An 18,558-nucleotide genomic window follows, 5' to 3' on the forward strand; every position below is an offset into this window, starting at 1 on the left:
GCGCTCGTGGCGACGCCGCTTCGGGTTCACTTATATCCGACGATTGCCGCGCGCCCCCTTGATCTGAATCACTGCGGCGGGAATGCGGGTCGAGGGCGGCCTCGGTTGACAGGCAGCGGTAATTCGCGTCAGTCGATGTTCCGCTTACGGTCGACGCCGGCGCGGCTCGCGTGCCGGCGATGCCTCACGCCCGCACGCTATGCGTGAACCGCGACCCGATACCGCGTGGTCTGCCGATAGACGTCGCCCGGACGAACGATCACGTCGTCGCGCAGGCCGTCCATGTTGACCTGGTCCGGAAACCCGCCCGCCTCGACGCACAGCGCCGCGTGCTGCACGCAGCGCGTGCCGCCGCTCACGCGCAGGCCGTCGAGATAGTTGCCCGTATAGAGCTGCAGCCCGCGCTGATCGGTCGACACCATCAACTCGCGGCCGCTTTCCGGATCGTAGATCCGCGCGACGGGCCGGACCTCGCGCGCGCCGTTGCCGACGACGTAGCAGTGATCGAAACCGCGCGCCCGCGCCAGTTGCGCATGCGGCCAGTCGAGGCGCGCGCCGATCGGCGCGCTGTGCCGGAAATCGAACGCCGTGCCCGTCACGTCGGCCGTGCCGGTCGGGATCAGCGCGTCGTCCACTTCGAGGAACGCGTCGGCGTCGATGTGCAGCAGATGGCCGCGCACGTCGCTGCCCGCGCGCCCGTTCAGGTTGAAGTAGCTGTGGTTCGTCAGGTTCAGCGGCGTCGGCGCATCGGTCCACCCCGAATAGTAGATCGTCAGCGTGCCGTCGTCGTCGAGCGTGTAGCGCACCTGCACGCTCACGTTGCCGGGGAATCCCGCATCGCCTTCCGGCGAATCGAGCCGCAGCGTCAGCCCGCCGCTGTCGTCGACCACGTCCCACCGTGCGCGATGAAAGCCGTTCGCGCCGCCGTGCAGCAGGTTGCCGTTCTCGTTGCGGTCGAGCAGGTAGTCGACGCCGTCGAGCGTGAAGCGCGCGCCGGCGATCCGGTTCGCCCAGCGGCCGACCGTCGCGCCGAGATAGGCGCCGGATTCGAGGTACTCGGCCGGCGTGTCGTGCGCGAGCACGATATCGGCCAGGCGCCCCGTGCGGTCGGGCGCGAGCCACGACACGACGGTCGCGCCGAGATCGCTGACGACGACGCGCATCCCGTGCGCGTTGCGCAGCGTGTAGCGCCGCACGGGCTCGCCGTCGGGCAACGCGCCCCACGGCTCGGCCAGCACGCGTGCCACGCCGGGTGTCAGAGGTGAGGAATCGGTATCGATGTGCATGAGTGGATGTCGAATGGGCGGCGGGCGTCAGTTCGTGGCGGCCGCGCGTTCCTGATATTCGCGCGGCGTGCAGCCGAGTTCGCGCCGGAACACCGCGTACATGTATTGAAGCGACGTGAACCCGCAACGGATCGCGACTTCGGCGCTCGACGCCTGCCGGCTGGCGAGCAGCGCCTGCGCGGCCTCGAGTTTGTGACGCAGGATCTCCTGGTGCACGGTGCGCTGCAGTTCGCGCCGGAAATGCTCCTCGAGCAGCGAACGCGACACGCCGACATAGTCGGCGACCTGTTCGGTCTTGATCCCCTGGCACGCGTACTGGCGGATGAAATGCCGGGCGCGCATCACGTGCGGGCTCGCCAGCGGCTGGTGGCGCGTCGATTCGAGCACGTTGATGCCGACCGGCGGCACGAGAATGCGCTGCCCGGGAAAGCGCGCGCCGCGCAGCATCCGGTGCAGCAGGTGCGCGGCGGTGCGGCCCATTTCCTCGGTGCCCTGGATCACCGACGACAGCGGAATGCGCGTCAGCGTGCGCGTGAGCGGATCGTTGTCGATGCCGATGATCGCGACCTGTTCCGGCACCGCGATGCCGGCGATCAGGCACGCCTGCAGCAGATGCCGCGCGCGCGCATCGGTCACCGCGATCACGCCGACCGGCTTCGGCAGCGCATGCAGCCAGTCGATCAATTGCTCGATCGCGTGATTCCAGCCCGACGCGCTGGTCGACAGCCCACGATAGATCGGCGCGTCGAGCCCGTCCGCGCGCGCGAGCCGGTCGAACGCCAGCTCGCGCTGCTGCGCCCAGCGGTTTTCCTGCGCGACCGGCAGGCTGTACATCGCGAAATGCGCGAGGCCGGCCCCGATCAGGTGCGTATAGGCGAGCGACACGAGCTTCGGGTTGTCCGTCGCAATATATGGGACATCGTCCGGGTACTGCGCCGGGTCCTCGTACGACGATCCGATCGCGACGATCGGCAGCGGCGAACCGGCGAGCGCGTCGGCGACGGCCGGGTCGTCGAAGTCCGCGATGATGCCGTCGCCGTCGAAACGCTCGATTCCGGTGAGCCGGCAGCGGAAATCGTCTTCGAGGAACAGGTCCCACACGACGCGCGTCGTGTGCAGGTACTGGCCGATGCCGCTGATGATCTCGCGGTCGTAGACCTTGTTCGCGTTGAACAGCAGCGCGATGCGGTGCGGTGTCTGGGCGGATGGGGCGCGTGTCATCTCGGTGTCGGGTGAGCGCGTCGGGGCGCCGTGCCGTTGTCTCCGGGGCGCGCTCGACGGCGGCGCGCGGTTGTCTGGTGTACGGCGATTGTAGGACGGAACGCAGGCCGCACGCGTACGACTGGCAAGAAACATCAAGCGCGCTGCGCAATTTCGCAATTGCCGGCCGGCAGGCGCGGGGGCACGATCCAGCCAACCGAATTCGGCCGCGTGCGTCGCCGCGACGCGCGTTGCGCTGCAACAAGAACCTGCACGGAGACGCCATGTCGTATTTCGAACACATTCCCGCCATTCGCTACGAAGGCCCGCAGTCGGACAATCCGCTTGCGTATCACCATTACGACCCCGAGAAGCGCGTGCTCGGCAAGACGCTTGCCGAGCATCTGCGGATCGCGGTCTGCTATTGGCACACGTTCGTGTGGCCGGGCAACGACATCTTCGGGCAGGCCGCATTCCAGCGGCCGTGGCACCAGCCCGGCGACGCGCTCGAACGCGCGCGAATGAAGGCCGATGCCGCATTCGAATTCTTCACGAAGCTCGGCACGCCGTTCTACACGTTCCATGACACCGACGTCGCACCGGAAGGCGACAGCCTGCGCGAATACGCGGGCAATTTCGCGCGGATGGTCGACTATCTCGGCGAGCGCCAGCAGGCGAGCGGCGTGCGGCTCCTGTGGGGTACCGCGAACCTGTTCTCGCACCCGCGCTTCGCGGCCGGCGCCGCGACGAACCCGAACCCCGACGTGTTCGCCTGGGCCGCGACCCAGGTGTGCCATGCGCTCGACGCGACCCACCGGCTCGGCGGCGAAAACTACGTGCTGTGGGGCGGACGCGAAGGCTACGAGACGCTGCTCAATACCGACCTGAAGCGCGAGCGCGACCAGTTCGCCCGCTTCCTGTCGATGGTCGTCGAGCACAAGCACCGGATCGGCTTCAAGGGCGCGCTGCTGATCGAGCCGAAGCCGCAGGAGCCGACCAAGCACCAGTACGACTACGACGTCGCGACCGTGCACGGCTTTCTCGTGCAGTACGGGCTGCAGGACGAGATCCGCGTGAACATCGAGGCGAACCACGCGACGCTCGCCGGCCATTCGTTCCATCACGAGATCGCGAACGCGTTCGCGCTCGGCGTGTTCGGCAGCGTCGACGCGAACCGCGGCGATCCGCAGAACGGCTGGGACACCGACCAGTTCCCGAACAGCGTCGAGGAGCTGACGCTCGCGTTCTACGAGATCCTGCGCCACGGCGGCTTCACGACCGGCGGGATGAACTTCGACGCGAAGGTGCGTCGCCAGAGCATCGATCCGGAAGACCTGTTCTACGGCCACGTCGGCGCGATCGACGTGCTCGCGCTCGCGCTCGAACGCGCGGCGGTGCTGGTCGAGAACGACCGGCTCGACGCGCTGCGCCGGCAGCGTTATGCGCAGTGGGACGATGAATTCGGCCGCAAGATCCTGTCGGGTGGCTACACGCTGGAGTCGCTGGCGGCCGATGCGCTCGCGCGCGGTGTGGACCCGCGGCATGCGAGCGGCGCGCAGGAGCGGCTGGAGAACATCGTGAACCAGGCGATCTACGGGCTGCGCTGACGCCATGTACATCGGACTCGATCTCGGCACGTCGGGCATGAAGGCGGTGCTGCTCGACCGTGACGGCGCGGTGCGCGCGAGCGCGAGCCGTCCGCTCACCGTGAGCCGGCCGCAGCCGCGCTGGTCCGAGCAGGCGCCGCGCGACTGGTGGGAGGCCGCCTGCGACGCGCTCGCCGCACTCGTGGCGGAGGCGCGTACGGCCGGCATCGATCCGCGCGACATCGACGCGCTCGGGTTGACCGGCCAGATGCACGGCGCGACGCTGCTCGATGCGCACGGCGACGTGCTGCGCCCCGCGATTTTGTGGAACGACGGCCGGGCCGACGCGGAGTGCGACGAACTCGAACGGCTCGCGCCCGCGCTGCGCACGGTGGCCGGCAACATCGCGATGCCGGGCTTCACCGCGCCGAAGCTGCTGTGGGTGCGGCGTCACGAGCCCGACGTGTTCGCGCGCATCGCCTACGTGCTGCTGCCGAAGGATTATCTGCGCTACCGGCTGACCGGCGCGTTCGCGACCGATTCGTCGGATGCCGCCGGCACGCTGTGGCTCGACGTCGCGAAGCGCGATTACGACGACACGCTGCTCGCCGCCTGCGGGCTGTCGCGCACGCAGATGCCGGCCGTCTTCGAGGGCAACCAAATCACCGGCACGCTGCTGCCGGCCGTCGCACGGGCGCTGGGCCTGCGCGAGATTCCGGTGGTGGCGGGCGGCGGCGACAACGCGGCCGGCGCGGTGGGCGTCGGGATCGTGCGGCCCGGCGATGCGCTGCTGTCGCTCGGCACGTCGGGCGTGTATTTCGCGGTGTCGGACGGGTTTCGCGCGAATCCGGAATCGGCGGTGCACAGCTTCTGTCATGCGCTGCCCGATACGTGGCACCTGATGTCCGTGATGCTGAACGCGGCCGGCTGCATCGACTTCACCGCGCAACTGGCCGGCTACGACGGCGTCGCGGCGCTGCTCGACGATGCCGAGACGAACGCCCGCGCGAGCCGCCCGTGGTTCCTGCCGTACCTGAGCGGCGAGCGTACGCCGCACAACGACGTGAACGCGAAGGGCGTGTTCTACGGGCTCACGCCCGACACGCGCCGTACCGATCTCGCGAACGCGACGCTCGAAGGCGTCGGCTTCGCGCTGCTCGACGGCATCGACGCGCTGCATGCGGCCGGGCTCGCCCCCGACAGCATCACCGTGATCGGCGGCGGCTCGCGCAGCGCGTACTGGACGCAGATGCTCGCCGACCTGAGCGGCCGCGCGCTGACGCTGCGCGAAGGCGGCGAAGTGGGGCCGGCGCTCGGCGCCGCGCGCCTCGCGCACCTCGCGGTCGAACCGCGTGCGCGGCTCGACGACGTGTGCCCGCAACCGCCCGTCGTCGCGGTGCGCGAGCCCGATCCCGAGCGGCACGCGTGGTATCGCGACGTGCGCCGGCCGACGTTTCGCGCGCTGTATCGGGCGCTCGAACCGGTGTTTGCGACGGGCGCTTGACACGCACGTTGCAGTGAATCGATGCGGGCGGTGCAATCCGGCGGCCGCCCGCGGTTCGTGAGTGGTTCCATAACAAGGAGTGGAGACATGAAATCCGTGACGCGTCGTACCGTATTGAGTTCGCTTGCCGGCGCCGCCGCGCTGGCGATCCTCGCACTGGGCTCGCCGCTCGCCCATGCGAGCAAGGACAAGCCCGAGATCGGTTTCTGCATCGACGACCTGCGCGTCGAGCGCTGGTCGCGCGATCGCGACTATTTCGTTGCAGCCGCAACCAAACTCGGCGCGAAGGTGTCGGTGCAGTCGGCCGACGCAAGCGAGGCGCGGCAGATTTCGCAGATCGAGAACCTGATCTCGCGCGGCGTCGACGTGATCGTCATCGTGCCGTTCAACTCGAAGACGCTCGGCAACGTCGTCGCCGAAGCGCGCAAGGCCGGCATCAAGGTCGTGTCGTACGACCGCCTGATTCTCGACGCGGACGTCGACGCGTATATCTCGTTCGACAACGAGAAGGTCGGCGAGCTGCAGGCGCAGGGCGTGTTCGACGCGAAGCCGAAGGGCAACTACTTCCTGTTGGGCGGCGCGCCGACCGACAACAACGCGAAGATGCTGCGCGAAGGACAACTGAAGGTGCTGAAGCCCGCGATCGACCGCGGCGACATCAAGGTCGTCGGCCAGCAGTGGGTGCCCGAATGGAGCGCGTCGACCGCGCTGCGGATCGTCGAGGACGCGCTGACCGCGAACAATAACAAGATCGACGCGATCGTCGCGTCGAACGACGGCACGGCCGGCGGCGCGATTCAGGCGCTCGCCGCGCAGCATCTGGCCGGCAAGGTGCCGGTGTCCGGGCAGGATGCGGATCTGGCCGCGGTCAAGCGGGTGATCGCCGGCACGCAGACGATGACCGTCTACAAGCCGCTGAAGCTGATCGCGAGCGAAGCCGCGAAGCTGGCGGTCGATCTCGCGAAGGGCACGAAGCCTGCGTTCAACGCGCAGTACGACAACGGCAAGAAGAAGGTCGACACGGTGCTGCTGCAGCCGACGCTGCTGACCAAGCGCAACGTCGACGTCGTCGTGAAGGACGGCTTCTATACCCAGGCCCAGCTGGCGAGCCAGTAAGCGTACGACGGACGCGACGCGCGGCCGCCGCGACGGCGGCCGCTTACTGCGAGGCAATGAACGAATGACGGAACCCTTGCTGACGATGCGTAGCATCGTCAAGGCATTCGACGGCGTGAAGGCGCTCGACGGTATCGACCTGACCGTGCGCCCCGGCGAATGCGTCGGGCTGTGCGGCGAGAACGGCGCCGGCAAGTCGACGCTGATGAAGGTGCTGTCGGGCGTGTACCCGCACGGCACGTGGGACGGCGAGATCCGCTGGGAAGGCGCGCCGCTCGTGGCGTCCGGCGTGCGCGACACCGAGCGCGCGGGCATCGCGATCATCCATCAGGAACTGATGCTCGTGCCCGAACTGTCGGTGGCCGAGAACATCTTCCTCGGCAACGAGATCACGCTGCCGGGCGGGCGCATGCACTTCGCGGCGATGGTCCAGCGCGCGGAGGAACTGCTGCAGGAATTACGGATCGACTCGATCAACGTCGCGCAGCCGGTGATGAACTACGGCGGCGGCCACCAGCAGCTGATCGAGATCGCGAAGGCGCTGAACAAGCGCGCGAAGCTGTTGATCCTCGACGAACCGTCGTCGTCGCTGAGCGCGTCGGAAACGCGGATCCTGCTCGACATCGTGCGCGACCTGAAGCGGCGCGGCGTGGCGTGCGTGTACATCTCGCACAAGCTCGACGAGGTGGCGGCCGTGTGCGACACGGTCACCGTGATCCGCGACGGCCGCCATGTCGCGACCGAGCCGATGGCCGCGTTGACCACCGACCGGATCATCGCGATGATGGTCGGCCGCGAGATCCGCGACCTGTATCCGCGCGAGCCGCACGAGATCGGCGACGTCGTGCTCGACGTACGCCACGTGACGTGCCGCGACGTGACGAACGCGCGCCGCAAGCGCGTGGACGACGTGTCGTTCAGCGTGCGACGCGGCGAGATCGTCGGCGTGGCCGGGCTCGTCGGCGCGGGGCGCACCGAGTTGATGCAGGCGATCTTCGGCGCGTATCCGGGCGCGTGCACGGCGACCGTGACGATGAACGGCCGGCCGCTGTCGATCCGCTCGCCGGCCGACGCGATCCGCGCCGGCATCGCGATGGTGCCCGAGGACCGCAAGCGCCACGGCATCGTGCCGCAGCTCGGCGTCGGCCACAACATCACGCTCGCGGTGCTGCAGCGCTTCGCGGCGCGCGGGCGGATCGACGCGGCCGCCGAGCTCGACGCGATCCGCACCGAGATGCAGCGGCTGTCGGTGCGCGCCGCCCACCCGTTCCTGTCGATCGCGAGCCTGTCGGGCGGCAACCAGCAGAAGGCGGTGCTCGCGAAGATGCTGCTGACCGAGCCGCAGGTGCTGATCCTCGACGAACCGACGCGCGGCGTCGACGTGGGCGCAAAGGCCGAGATCTACCGGCTGATCTTCGCGCTGGCCAAGCGCGGCGTCGCGCTGATCGTCGTGTCGTCGGAACTGCCGGAAGTGCTCGGCCTCGCCGATCGCGTGCTGGTGATCGGCGAGGGCGAATTGCGCGGCGATTTCGTCAACCAGGGCCTCACGCAGGAACAGATTCTCGGCGCCGCGCTGAAGCCCGCGCGGCTGCCGGCCGAACCCACCGCAGCGAGTGCGACATGAATTCCGAACTTTCTTCCTCGACCCCGGCGACGCCGGATGCAGATGCCGGCCGCGCGCCGCGGCTGCCATTGCGCCACGTCTTCACGCGCTACAAGGTGCTCGCGCTGCTGTTCGCGGTCGTCGCGATCTGGGCGTTCTTCTCGGTGCTGACGGACGGCGCGTTCGTCACGCCGCGCAACGTATCGAACCTGCTGCGGCAGATGTCGATCACCGGCATGCTCGCGTGCGGGATGGTGTTCGTCATCATCGCGGGCGAGATCGACCTGTCGGTCGGCTCGCTGCTCGGGCTGCTCGGCGGCGTCGCCGCGATCCTCGACGTCAACCGCCACTGGCCGGTTGCGGCGACGGTCCCGGCCGTGCTCGCGCTCGGCGTGCTGATCGGACTCTTCAACGGCTGGTGGTCGACCTATCGGCGCGTGCCGTCGTTCATCGTCGGGCTCGGCGGGATGCTCGCGTTTCGGGGCATCCTGCTCGGCGTGACGGGCGGCTCGACGATCGCGCCCGTGTCGGACGGCTTCGTGTTCATCGGGCAGGGTTATCTGCCGCGTCTCGCCGGGGACGGCCTCGCGGTGCTGCTGTTCGTGGTCGCGACGCTGCTGGTGGTGCGGCAGCGCGGCACGCGGCGGCGCTACCGGCTCTCGGTCGCGCCGTTGTGGCAGGACGTCGCGAAGATCGTCGGCGCGGGCGCCGTGCTGTTCGCGTTCGTCGCGACGCTCGACCGTTACGGCGGCATTCCGGTGCCCGTGCTGCTGCTGCTCGTGCTGCTCGGCGTGTTCTCGTGGATCGCGACGCAGACCGTGTTCGGCCGGCGCATCTATGCGGTGGGGTCGAACCTGGAGGCGACGCGGCTGTCGGGCGTGGACACCGATCGCGTGAAGCTCGTGATCTTCGCGCTGATGGGGCTGATGTGCGCGTTCGCCGGCCTCGTCAACACGGCGCGGCTCGCGGCCGGGTCGCCGTCGGCCGGCTCGATGGGCGAACTCGATGCGATCGCTGCGTGCTTCATCGGCGGCACGTCGATGCGCGGCGGGTCGGGCACCGTCTACGGCGCGCTGATCGGCGCGCTCGTGATGGCGAGCCTCGACAACGGGATGTCAATGCTCGACGTCGACGCGTACTGGCAGATGATCGTCAAGGGCGCGGTGCTGGTGCTGGCGGTGTGGATCGACGTGGTGTCGCGGTCGAACCGGCGCTGACGTGCGGGTCGGCGCCGGTCGGTCGCGAGTCGACGAAGAGGACGACCATGGAACGAAACACGATGCGCGCGGCGGATGTTTCCGTGCGGGTGGCCGGACCGTTCGCGATGCCGGATGCCGGATGCCGGTTCCGTGCTGGGCCTGGATGACCCGCGCGACCGGCAGGTGATCGCGGATGCACTGCGCGCGCTGCTGCGCGAGCGTTCCGAAGCGCTCGCGTTCGCGATGCGCATGGCTGACCAGTGCGGCCGGCCCCGGCCCGATGCAGCCGATTTCGCGCTGACCGACATCATTCGGCTGGCACGCATCGTCGAGCGAGTCGAGCGGGACGGTGCGTCGCAGCGCGCTGCCGTTGCCGCGGACGCGCGTTGAAAGGCGAGGCGGCTCCGACGCGCGGGCCGCGGACCGAATGCGCCGCGCATGCCGCGCGGTCGACGCTCAACGCGGCGAATCGAATCGCACGCCGATCAGCGGACGACGATTCCCCGAATCGCGGGCTGACGCGGCCGTTTCCTTACAACGCGTAATTGACCCGCCCGATCCCGACGCGCACCATGCGCGGTTGCCGCCGCTTCCCGCCACTGTCATCGTTTGCGTTCAGGATCGCATGACGTGTGGCGGCCGGAGCCGGTGCAGGCGAAGCGGGGCGCTTCCGCAGATGCCTGACCAACCGCCGTCTGCTTCGCCGTGCCGGGACTTCCGGCGACAGCGGCACACTTTCGACGAAGTTCGAACCCAGGGCCGCGCGCGGGCGCGGCCGCAACGACCAAGGGAGACGCATGAGCGGCAAGGACTGGACGAAGGACAACGCGATGCGCGAAGCGGTCGCGCATCGCACGGGCGACGCTTCGCAACCCGAATGGATGTCGGACGACGCGATGTCGCGGCGCACGTTTCTCCACAGTCTGGGCGCATGGGCGATGCTCGCCTGCGGCGGGACGTTCGGCGGTGCGAGCGCCGCATTCGCCGCGGTATCGCAGGGCTCGACGGCGGCCTTCGTCCATCCGGGCCTGCTGCATACGCAGGCGGATTTCGATCGCGTCGCGCAAAAGGTGATGACGCACGCGCAGCCGTGGTTCGACGGCTGGTCGGTGCTGATCGCGAACGGCCACGCGAGCCAGTCGTGGCAGCCGCGGCCGCAGGTCGAGATCGATCGCGGCGGCAGCGGGCCGCAGAACTACGGAATCCTGTACAACGACGTCGCCGCCGCCTATGCGTGCGCGCTGCGCTGGAAGGTGACCGGCGACAAGCTGTATGCGGACACGGCCGTGCGGATCATGAACGCATGGGCGGCGACGCTGAAGCGCCTGGGCGGCGATTCGAACGTCGACCTCGCGGCCGGCCTGTACGGCTACGAGTTCGCGAATGCCGGCGAGATCATGCGCGGCTATCCGGGCTGGGCGGCCGCGGATTTCGCCGCGTTCCAGCGGATGATGCGCACCGTGTTCTACCCGATCAACACCGATTTCCTGCATCGTCACAACAATACCGAGATCACGCACTACTGGGCGAACTGGGACCTGTGCAATATCGCGTCGATCCTCGCGATCGGCGTGCTGTGCGACGACCGCGCGCTGTTCGACGAGGCGATCGACTATTTCCGCGCGGGGCCCGGCAACGGCGCGATACCGCAGGCGGTGTATTACCTGCATCCGGGCCATCTCGGCCAGTGGCAGGAGAGCGGCCGCGACCAGGGGCACAACACGCTCGGCATCGCGCTGGCCGGCGCGATCTGCGAGATGGCGTGGAATCAGGGCGTCGATCTGTACGGGTACGACAACAACCGTTTTCTTGCCGGCGCCGAATACGTCGCGAAAGCCAATTTGCGCCAATCGCCCGACGGCCCGTTCTTCGACGTGCCGTACGTCACCTACTCGAACGTGAACGTCACGCAAACGCAGTTCGCGACCGGCGGCCAGGGCGGGGTCCGGCCGTGCTGGGCGCTCGTGTACAACCACTACGTGAACCGCAAGGGGCTCGCGGCGCCGTGGTCGAAGCGCTTCGCGCTCGCCGCACAGCCCGAGGGTGGCGGCGGCAACTACGGGCCGAACAGCGGCGGCTACGATCAGCTCGGCTACGGCACGCTGATGTATACGCGCGATCCGGCCGGCCCGGCGCCCGCACCGAGCGGGCTCACCGCGCACGCGAGCGCCGGGCGCGCGGTGCTGTCGTGGTGGGGTGTCGCGAACGGCACGCACTATACGGTGAAGCGCGGCGCGGCGTCGGGCGGCCCGTACGCGACCGTCGCGACCGGCATCGTCGATCCGCTGACGTGGACGGACAGCCCGGCCGCGGGCACCTGGTATTACGTTGTGAGCGCAACCACGCCGACCGGCGAAACGCAGCATTCCGCGGAGGCGCGCGTGGTGACCGGCCAGCAGCTGCAGATCTGGCTGCCGTTCGACGAATCGCGCGGCGTCACCGCCGCCGATCGCAGCGGCAACGGGCACCCCGGTACGCTGGTCGGCGGGGCGGCGTTCGCGCCGGGGCGCAGCGGCAATGCGCTGTCGCTCGACGGTGCGGGCAGCTACGTCGCGCTTGCGGCGGGCGTGCTCGCCGACGTGTCGGATTTCACGGTCGCGGCATGGGTGTGCGCGCGCACCGTGCGGAAGTGGTCGCGGGTGTTCGACTTCGGCTCCGGTGTCGGGCGCTACATGATGCTCACGCCGCTCGCCGACACCGGCGCGCTGCGCTTCGCGATCACGGTCAACGGGGCGCACGGCGAGCGGCGTATCGATGCGAAAGCGCCGCTGCGAGCCGCGCAGTGGACGCACGTGGCCGTCACGCTGGCGGGGACGACGGCCACGCTCTACGTCGACGGCGCAGCAGTCGGTAGCGCGGCCGACGCGTTTCTCGCGCCGTGGCGGCTCGCTCCGACCGCGAACAACTGGATCGGGCGGTCGCAGTTCGCGGCCGATCCGGCCTTCGACGGCTTGGTGAGCGATTTCCGCGTGTACCACGGTGCGCTGACGGCGGGGCAAGTCGCCGCGCTTGCGCGGTAGGGGCGCGCCGCACGCCAAGAGGGGTCGAGACGCCCGACGCCGGATTTCCGGCGGCGGGCGTTTTCGATTCCCGTTCGATTTTCCGGGCAGGTACCTTCAAGCCTGAGTACGGTCGGCGCAACGGCGCGGGCTCGGCGAAGGCGGTGATTGCGGACACGTATGTCGATGGCGGCAAGGCGGCCCAGGCGCGTGCGATCGGCGGGATTTGTCGCCGATACCGAAATGCAAGTGGCGAGCGTGACGGCACTGGCGCGCGCCGTTGCCGTTCCGATCCGATCGGGCCAGCAGTCGGCGCAATGCATGCCGGTCGTGACCGCTTCGCATGACATGCAATACGCTATTCTGTCGTCCTCAACCGCCAGCCCGATCCGATGAAGCGTCCGTCGTTTTCCACCCAACTCGTCATGCTCTGGGCACTCGTCGCGTCGCTGTGCGCGACGCTGGTCGCGGTCGTCTGGGTTACGGCGACTTCCGCCGAGAGTCAGCAGGTGGCCAGCGCGAAGGCCGCCGGCGCGTCGGCCTGCGAAGCGGTCGCGTCGCGTTACGGCGCGTCTTCCGCGTCGGCGGGCGCCGGGCCCGCCCCGGACCTGATGCACGCGATCCTCGACATCGTGCTGTCCCGCGCGCCGGACATGGAGGGCGGGTTCTGGATGCCCGACGCCGCCCCGGCGGCGAGCGGCTTTCTCGCGTATTCCTTTCCGACTTATCAGGGCAGCGGCGTCAAACACGACGTTCCGGAAGCGGAAACGCCGCTGATCCTCCGCACGCTGCGCGCCGCGGCCGCGACGCATGCCGCGACGGCGAACGTCGTCGAAGGCGCGCAGGATGCGGTGATCGCGGCGGCCTGTCCGGTACGCGGCGGATCGGGGCTGTACGTGTGGATGCTGACGCGTGCGCGCCCGCCGCTGGGCCGGCACGGGGAATTGCTGGCCACGGGCCTCGCGGCCGTGCTCGCGGTGATTCTGGCGATCGCGGCGGCGCTGGCCGTGGCGCTGCGCCGATGGAAGCGCAATCTCGCGCGGATCGAGAGCGGGCTCGGGCCCGACGGTCGCGAGCATCAGCTGCCGTACGTCGGCGAACCCGATCTCGACCGCGTCATCGATGCGTTCAACGAGCGGGCGCGGCGCGCCGACCTGCTGCAACAGCAGGCCGACGAACTGCGCACGCGCCTCGCGCAGGCCGAGCGCTTCGGCATGCTGGGGAAGCTTGCCGCACAGGTCGCGCACGAGATTCGCAATCCGATGGGCGCGATGCGGCTGAAGGCGGAAAACGCACTGGCCGGCGATGGCCGACGGCAGCAGGACGCGTTGCGCGTGATCCTCGCGCAGATCGAGCGCATCGATGCGCAATTGTCGAGCCTGCTCGCGCTGACGCAGCCGGTGCGCCCGCATGCGACACGGGTCGACGTCGACGCGTGGCTCGCGCAGGTCGTCGATGCGCACCGCGAGCTCGCGCAGCGGCAAGCGATCGACCTGACGCTATCGCTCGCGGGGCAGGGCGAGCGGCTCGCTTGGCCGTCGGATCGTCCCGCCTTCGATCCCGACCAGATGCGGCGGGCGCTCGACAATCTGCTGCTCAACGCGCTGCACCACGCGGGCGACGGCGGCGCGGTCACGCTCGCCGCCGAGCGGCGCGCGTTCGCCGGGCGCGACTGGCTGTGCATCACCGTGTCGGACAGCGGCCCCGGCGTGCCGGCCGCGCAGCGCGAGCGGATTTTCGAGCCGTTCGTGACGGGCCGCGCGGATGGCACGGGCCTCGGCCTCGCCGTCGTCCGCGAAGTGGCGGCGGCGCATGGCGGGCACGCGCGCCTCGACGGGGGCGCCGCATTCGTGATTGAAATTCCATGGCAAACATCCTCATAGTCGACGACGACGCGGCCTTCCGCGACAGCCTCGCCGAAACGCTCGCCGATCTCGGTCATCGGGCCGTCGAGGCCGCAACCTGCCGCGCCGCGCTCAGCGCGTTGCGCGACCGCGGCGGCATCGAATGCATCTTTCTGGATTTCCGCCTGCCGGATCTGGACGGGCTGGCCGTGCTCGCGCAACTGCGCGACGATCCTGCGCTGGCCGCGATTCCGGTCGTCATGCTGACGGCCCATGCGACCAGCGACAACACGATCGAAGCGATGCGGCTCGGCGCATTCGATCACCTGACGAAGCCGATCGGGCGTCGCGACATCGCGCAACTGCTCGAACGCATCGTGTCGGCGAATCAGCCGCCCGCGCTCGCGCCGCCTGACAGCGGTTTCGCGGGCGAACCGTCGGCGGACCGACCGCAACTGCTGGGCGTGAGCGCCGCGATGCGCGACGTGCAAAAGCAGGTCGGCCGCGCCGCGATGAGCGACGCGACCGTGCTCGTGACCGGCGAGACGGGCACGGGCAAGGAGGTGGCGGCCCGCGTGCTGCATGCCGCATCGGCCCGACATGCGGGGCCGTTCGTCGCCGTGAACTGCGCGGCCATCCCGGCCGATCTGCTCGAAAGCGAGTTGTTCGGGCATCGTCGCGGCGCGTTCACGGGGGCGCACGCCGATCGCGCGGGGCGGCTCGTCGAGGCCGACGGCGGGACGCTTTTTCTCGACGAGATCGGCGACATGCAGGCCGCGATGCAGGCGAAGCTGCTGCGCGCATTGCAGGAGCGCCAGGTGATGCCGCTCGGCGCGGATCGCCCGACCGCGATCAACATTCGCGTCGTGGCCGCGACGCACCGCGACCTCGCCGCGGCCGTCGCGAACGGCACGTTCCGCGAAGACCTGTTCTATCGGCTGAACGTCATTCCGCTGCACCTGCCGCCGCTCGCGGAGCGCGTCGCCGACATCCTGCCGCTCGCCGCGCATTTCCTCGGCAGCGCGGCAGGCATGCGCGCGCTGCATCTGACGAACGACGCGCAGCGCGCGCTGCTCGATCACCGCTGGCCGGGCAACGTGCGCGAACTGCGCAACGTGATGGAGCGGGCGGCCGCGCTCGCCCCCGGGCCGGCCGTCGGCGCGGCCGATCTCGGCCTGGCCGCCGTGCCGGCGCGCGCGTCGGGCGCCGAGGCGGTGCCGGCGCACCTGCTCGACATGCCGCTGCCCGATGCGCTGGCGACGGTCGAGCGCGCGGCGATCCTGCACGCGCTCGAGCGCGCGAACGGCAATCGCGCGGAGGCCGCGAGGCAGCTCGGGATCGGCCGCCAGTCGCTCTATGCGCGCATGGCGAATCTCGGGATCGAGCGGGACGACTAGTCGCGCCGTTTCGACCGTCGGGAATGCCGACATCCGGTGAAGCGACGTGTCGGGAAATCCGACACGTCAGACGTGCTTCGCGATTCGGCGCACGGCCACACAGTGCTTCTCAGGCTGGCACGGGTATTGCGGATATCGATGCATCGCAACCCGTCGCCGGAGCCCGTCATGAAGTCGTACCTGCCTGTCGTTCGATCGCGGTCGCGGCGCCGTGCCGCCGTTCACCGGTCGTATCGCATGCTCTGCGCTGCCGCACTCGTTGCCGTCGCAACAGTCAGCCTGGCGCAGGTGCCGCCGGCGCCGCGTGCGGAAGACCCGGCCGGCGCCATGCCGCCGCCTGCTCCTCCTCGGCCTCGTGCGCTTGTGCCTGCCGCGCCCGGAAACGACGCCGCGTCGGATGCGCTGGTTTCCGGCACGCTGTCGCGGCTGACGATCAATCCGGAAGGCGCCGTCGACGGCTTCGTGCTGACCGACGGCACGCTCGTCCGCCTGCCGCCGCATCTCGGTTCGCAATTGACGGCGCTCGTGCGGTCGGGCCAGCGTGTCACGATAGCCGGCGAACGACACGTCGACGATGAAATCCGCGCACGCGTCGTCCGCAACGACGGCACCGGCGCGTCGCTGTCCGATCAGCCGCCCGCGCCCGTCGCACCCGTGCCGCCGATGCTGCGCGGCGTCAATCTCGCCCGCCTGAGCGTGTCCGGCGTCGTGCGCCGCGTGACGCACGCGCCGCGCGGCGAGCCGGACGGCGTGATGCTCGACAGCGGGACGATCGTCAAGCTGACCGTTCCGGCCGCGCAGCAATTCGGCGCGCTGCTCGTTCCCGGCGAGCGCGTGGCCGCGGTCGGTTACGGCACGCGCAATGCGTACGGCGAAGCGTTGCAGGCGACGGCGTTCGGCGCGCCGGGCCATGTCGTGAACCTCTACGACGATGTCGCGCGCTGATCGCGCGACGCTATTCCCCCATCCATCGAAAGGAGTCCTGTCATGCACTGGATCGATCCCGCGTGCCTGCCCGAAACGCGCGGCCGCGTCACGCAGTTCCTGCTCAATCCGCACGGAGAAATCGACGGCCTGATCCTGAACGGCGACCTCCAGGTGCACGTACCACCGCATCTGGGCCGCGAACTGGTGCGTCATGTCGCGGTCGGCGACCGCATCCGCGTGCGGGGCGTCAAGCCGCGTCGCGCGGCGATGATCGCGGCCGTGCAACTGACCGGTCGCGGCGGCATCGACATCATCGACGCCGGGCCGGAGCACGCCGTCCCGAAGCCGCCGCGACCGCCTCGACAGCCGATGGAATCGAGCGGCGAAGTCGCGTTCGGGCTGCATGGCCCGAAAGGCGAGTTGAACGGTGCGTTGCTGACGAGCGGCGTCGCGCTGCGGGTGCCGCCGCATGCGGCTGAAGCCCTGCGCGACTATCTGCTTCCCGGCGTCCATGTGCAGGCGTGGGGCCACGGCGTCGTCACGCCGCACGGCACGACGCTCGACGTGAGCGAGATCGCCGAGCTCGTCGATGCGGATGCCGAATGATCGTGTGACGGTGAGACGCCCATGAGACCGGCACGCGCGCTCGAGGCGCTCAACTTCTTCCTGGCCGACGTGCAGGCCGGCATCGGCCCGTTCATCGGCGTCATCCTGCTGTCGCGCGGCTGGGGCGCCGATGCGATCGGCTCGGTGATGACGCTGGCCGGGCTCGCCGCGATGGCCGCGACGCCGTTGGCCGGCGCGCTCGTCGATGCGGTGCGCGCGAAGCGGGCGCTGATCGTCGTGGCGACCGCGGCGACGGCGCTTGCGTCGCTGGCGATGCTGTTCGTCCACAGCTATCCGGCGGTGGCGGCGTCGCAGATCCTCGCGGCGGTCAGCGGCGCGGTGCTGGCGCCGGCCGCCGCGGGCGTGACGCTCGGCATCGTGCGCCGGCAGGGTTTCGACCGGCAGTTCGGGCGCAACCAGATGGCGAACCACGCCGGCAACGTCGCCGGGGCGGCGCTCGCCGGGTGGCTCGGCTGGCATGTCGGGTTCGATGCGGTGTTCGCGCTCGTCGGCGTGTTTACGGTCCTCGCGATCGTGAGCACGTTGGCGATTCCCAGGTACGCGATCGATCATGCGTCCGCACGTGGCCTCGATCCTGCCGGTGCTGCGCCGGCAACGGACGCGACGCATCCCGATGCGTTCGACGCGGCGTCGACGTCGCGCGTCGGCGGCCTGCGCACGCTCGCCGAGAACCGGCCGCTGGTGCTGCTCGGCGCGTCGCTCGCGCTGTTTCATCTCGGCAACGCCGCGATGCTGCCGCTCTACGGGATGGGCGTCGTCGTCACGCATCGCAGCAACGCGAGCGCGTTCACCGCGCAGACGATCGTCATCGCGCAGTGCGTGATGATTGCGGCGGCGTGGCTCGCGCCCCGGCTGATCCGCGCGCACGGTTACTGGCGGGTGCTGCTGTGCTCGTATCTCGTGCTGCCGGTGCGCGGGCTGGTCGCCGCGACGTGGATGAGCGAAGCGGGCGTGTGGCCGGTGCAGGTGCTCGACGGTATCGGCGCCGGTCTGCAAAGCGTGGTCGTGCCCGCGCTCGTGGTGCGCCTGCTGCATGGCTCCGGCCGCGTGAACGCCGGGCAGGGCGCCGTCGCGACCGCGCAGGGCATCGGCGCGGCGCTCAGCCCGGTGCTGGGCGTCATGCTCGCGCAGCACTTCGGCTATCCGGCCGCGTTCGTCGTGCTGGGCGCCGTGTCGACGGGCTCGCTCGCGCTGTGGCTCGGCCATGCGCGATCGCTGAGCAGCGCGTGCGGCAAGCCCGCCGATTTATCGGCGACATCGTCGTGACAGC

Annotated in this window: 14 protein-coding genes; 12 read left to right on the top strand and 2 right to left on the bottom strand. The window is 69.7% G+C overall.

Going from position 1 to position 18,558, the window contains the following annotated elements; genetic code table 11:
- Window positions 1-197: 197 nt before the first annotated feature.
- Both GJG85_RS32470 and GJG85_RS32475 read right to left on the bottom strand, forming a co-directional pair.
- A complete protein-coding gene (locus GJG85_RS32470) occupies window positions 198-1,286 on the bottom strand; it encodes an aldose epimerase family protein (protein ID WP_204384503.1) in 1,089 nt (362 codons plus the stop codon).
- Between the two features lie 27 nt (window positions 1,287-1,313).
- On the bottom strand, window positions 1,314-2,507 hold the full coding sequence (locus GJG85_RS32475) for a DNA-binding transcriptional regulator (RefSeq protein ID WP_050016747.1): 1,194 nt from the start codon (window positions 2,505-2,507) through the stop codon (window positions 1,314-1,316).
- 263 nt (window positions 2,508-2,770) lie between these two features.
- Between GJG85_RS32475 and xylA the strand changes: the two genes are divergently transcribed.
- From xylA to GJG85_RS32535, 12 genes are all read left to right on the top strand, one after another.
- Window positions 2,771-4,093 (top strand): xylose isomerase, encoded by a 1,323-nt coding sequence (gene xylA / locus GJG85_RS32480; RefSeq protein ID WP_050016749.1) that lies wholly within the window; start codon window positions 2,771-2,773, stop codon window positions 4,091-4,093.
- A gap of 4 nt (window positions 4,094-4,097) precedes the next feature.
- Window positions 4,098-5,576, top strand: coding sequence for a xylulokinase (gene xylB, locus GJG85_RS32485; RefSeq protein WP_089490448.1), 1,479 nt, complete (start codon window positions 4,098-4,100; stop codon window positions 5,574-5,576).
- 87 nt (window positions 5,577-5,663) lie between these two features.
- Window positions 5,664-6,692 carry a D-xylose ABC transporter substrate-binding protein gene (gene xylF / locus GJG85_RS32490; protein ID WP_050016752.1) on the top strand — a complete coding sequence of 343 codons (1,029 nt, stop codon included), beginning with the start codon at window positions 5,664-5,666 and terminating at the stop codon, window positions 6,690-6,692.
- Between the two features lie 64 nt (window positions 6,693-6,756).
- Entirely contained in the window at window positions 6,757-8,316 is a 1,560-nt protein-coding gene (xylG, locus tag GJG85_RS32495) for a D-xylose ABC transporter ATP-binding protein (protein WP_089490447.1), read from the top strand.
- Window positions 8,313-9,512 carry a sugar ABC transporter permease gene (locus tag GJG85_RS32500; RefSeq protein WP_089490446.1) on the top strand — a complete coding sequence of 400 codons (1,200 nt, stop codon included), beginning with the start codon at window positions 8,313-8,315 and terminating at the stop codon, window positions 9,510-9,512. The genes xylG and GJG85_RS32500 overlap by 4 nt, the downstream gene beginning before the upstream one ends.
- Window positions 9,513-9,626: 114 nt before the next feature.
- Window positions 9,627-9,884 (top strand): hypothetical protein, encoded by a 258-nt coding sequence (locus GJG85_RS32505; protein WP_239469006.1) that lies wholly within the window; start codon window positions 9,627-9,629, stop codon window positions 9,882-9,884.
- A gap of 491 nt (window positions 9,885-10,375) precedes the next feature.
- Complete coding sequence (locus tag GJG85_RS32510) at window positions 10,376-12,514, top strand: LamG-like jellyroll fold domain-containing protein (protein ID WP_050016834.1); 2,139 nt, start codon at window positions 10,376-10,378, stop codon at window positions 12,512-12,514.
- A 371-nt stretch (window positions 12,515-12,885) separates the two neighbouring features.
- Window positions 12,886-14,376 (top strand): HAMP domain-containing sensor histidine kinase, encoded by a 1,491-nt coding sequence (locus tag GJG85_RS32515; protein ID WP_089490445.1) that lies wholly within the window; start codon window positions 12,886-12,888, stop codon window positions 14,374-14,376.
- On the top strand, window positions 14,358-15,734 hold the full coding sequence (locus GJG85_RS32520; RefSeq protein WP_050016758.1) for a sigma-54 dependent transcriptional regulator: 1,377 nt from the start codon (window positions 14,358-14,360) through the stop codon (window positions 15,732-15,734). The genes GJG85_RS32515 and GJG85_RS32520 overlap by 19 nt, the downstream gene beginning before the upstream one ends.
- 363 nt (window positions 15,735-16,097) lie before the next feature.
- Complete coding sequence (locus GJG85_RS32525) at window positions 16,098-16,679, top strand: hypothetical protein (RefSeq protein WP_235356275.1); 582 nt, start codon at window positions 16,098-16,100, stop codon at window positions 16,677-16,679.
- A gap of 42 nt (window positions 16,680-16,721) precedes the next feature.
- A complete protein-coding gene (locus GJG85_RS32530; protein ID WP_089490443.1) occupies window positions 16,722-17,267 on the top strand; it encodes a hypothetical protein in 546 nt (181 codons plus the stop codon).
- Between the two features lie 21 nt (window positions 17,268-17,288).
- Entirely contained in the window at window positions 17,289-18,554 is a 1,266-nt protein-coding gene (locus GJG85_RS32535; protein ID WP_204384504.1) for an MFS transporter, read from the top strand.
- The last annotated feature ends 4 nt before the right edge of the window (window positions 18,555-18,558 follow it).

This window comes from Burkholderia sp. MS389 (assembly GCF_016899425.1).
Taxonomy (GTDB): domain Bacteria; phylum Pseudomonadota; class Gammaproteobacteria; order Burkholderiales; family Burkholderiaceae; genus Burkholderia; species Burkholderia sola.

Bases quoted from the DNA above. Each gene is read 5' to 3' on its own strand.
- GJG85_RS32535 (WP_204384504.1), top strand. From the start codon at position 17,289: ATGAGACCGGCACGCGCGCTCGAGGCGCTCAACTTCTTCCTGGCCGAC.
- GJG85_RS32530 (WP_089490443.1), top strand. From the start codon at position 16,722: ATGCACTGGATCGATCCCGCGTGCCTGCCCGAAACGCGCGGCCGCGTC.
- GJG85_RS32515 (WP_089490445.1), top strand. From the start codon at position 12,886: ATGAAGCGTCCGTCGTTTTCCACCCAACTCGTCATGCTCTGGGCACTC.
- GJG85_RS32500 (WP_089490446.1), top strand. From the start codon at position 8,313: ATGAATTCCGAACTTTCTTCCTCGACCCCGGCGACGCCGGATGCAGAT.
- GJG85_RS32510 (WP_050016834.1), top strand. From the start codon at position 10,376: ATGTCGGACGACGCGATGTCGCGGCGCACGTTTCTCCACAGTCTGGGC.
- xylG (WP_089490447.1), top strand. From the start codon at position 6,757: ATGACGGAACCCTTGCTGACGATGCGTAGCATCGTCAAGGCATTCGAC.
- xylA (WP_050016749.1), top strand. From the start codon at position 2,771: ATGTCGTATTTCGAACACATTCCCGCCATTCGCTACGAAGGCCCGCAG.
- xylF (WP_050016752.1), top strand. From the start codon at position 5,664: ATGAAATCCGTGACGCGTCGTACCGTATTGAGTTCGCTTGCCGGCGCC.
- xylB (WP_089490448.1), top strand. From the start codon at position 4,098: ATGTACATCGGACTCGATCTCGGCACGTCGGGCATGAAGGCGGTGCTG.
- GJG85_RS32505 (WP_239469006.1), top strand. From the start codon at position 9,627: ATGCCGGATGCCGGTTCCGTGCTGGGCCTGGATGACCCGCGCGACCGG.
- GJG85_RS32475 (WP_050016747.1), bottom strand. From the start codon at position 2,507: ATGACACGCGCCCCATCCGCCCAGACACCGCACCGCATCGCGCTGCTG.
- GJG85_RS32470 (WP_204384503.1), bottom strand. From the start codon at position 1,286: ATGCACATCGATACCGATTCCTCACCTCTGACACCCGGCGTGGCACGC.
- GJG85_RS32520 (WP_050016758.1), top strand. From the start codon at position 14,358: ATGGCAAACATCCTCATAGTCGACGACGACGCGGCCTTCCGCGACAGC.